This is a genomic window from Prevotella sp. MGM2 (assembly GCF_002933955.1).
In the GTDB taxonomy this organism is placed as follows: domain Bacteria; phylum Bacteroidota; class Bacteroidia; order Bacteroidales; family Bacteroidaceae; genus Alloprevotella.
This window is the reverse complement of the sequence record NZ_BEWW01000067.1, coordinates 1-897: the sequence shown is the minus strand read 5'-3', so window position 1 is coordinate 897 and position 897 is coordinate 1. Positions and strand designations below refer to the sequence as shown.

2 protein-coding genes are annotated in these 897 nt (G+C 61.0%); both read left to right on the top strand.

Annotated features, from left to right (window positions below):
* The coding region (locus C5S62_RS01580; RefSeq protein WP_190311534.1) for a TlpA disulfide reductase family protein at window positions 1–456 on the top strand (456 nt) is incomplete at its 5' end.
* Between the two features lie 60 nt (window positions 457–516).
* Window positions 517–897: magnesium chelatase domain-containing protein (locus tag C5S62_RS01575; RefSeq protein WP_275541720.1), on the top strand; the 381-nt coding region annotated here is incomplete at its 3' end.

Genomic DNA, 897 nt, shown 5'->3' with positions numbered 1-897 from the left:
ATCGACGCGCGTCTGCGCCAACAACTGGGCACAGCCGCCGGCCGAACCTTACCCGACTTTACAGCCACCGACATAGACGGCCGCACCGTTACGCCCGCACAGTTCAAAGGCAAGCCTCTCATAATAGCTTTCTGGGCTTCATGGAGCAACGAGAGTTTTCCGCTCATAAAGTCCCTGAGGCGCATTCACAAAGCCTACGGCACGCAAGTGGGAGTGCTCGGTGTTTCGCTTGACACGGAAATGAAACAGTGCCGCCGACGCGTCGAAACTGACAGCATGAAATTCTCCACCGTATGCGACGGGGCAGCTTTCGACGGCGACCTTGTGCGCCGCCTCGGCATGCGCTACCTTCCAAGCGCCATTTTCGTAGATGCGGCCGGACGGGTGGTGGCCCGCGACCTCAAGGCCGACCGGCTGGAACAACTCGTGGCCGAACACGTCAGAACCGCCCGCTAACACCTCTACAGGAGCACAGCCCTACCCTATCGCCAAAAACTTTTCCCATTAACGCATCCCATGCTTGTAAAGATCAACACCGCCGCCCTGAACGGGCTGAGCGCCATGCACGTATTCCTCGAGGTGAACACTTACAAGGGCACGAGCCTCGTCATGGTGGGTTTGCCCGACAACGCCGTGCGCGAGAGCCTTTCGCGCGTCAGCAGCGCCCTGCACAATTCCTCGCTGCAAACTCCCCGCCTGGCCGGCACCATCAACTTTGCGCCGGCCGATGTGCGCAAGGAAGGCACGGGCTATGACCTGCCTTTGGCCATAGGACTGCTGGCGGCCTGCAAAATGGTGGGTACCGAAGCCCTTCCCCGATGTGTGCTGGTGGGCGAACTCGGCCTGGACGGCTCGCTGCGTCCGGTGAAAGGCGCCCTGCCCATAGCCGTCAAGGCC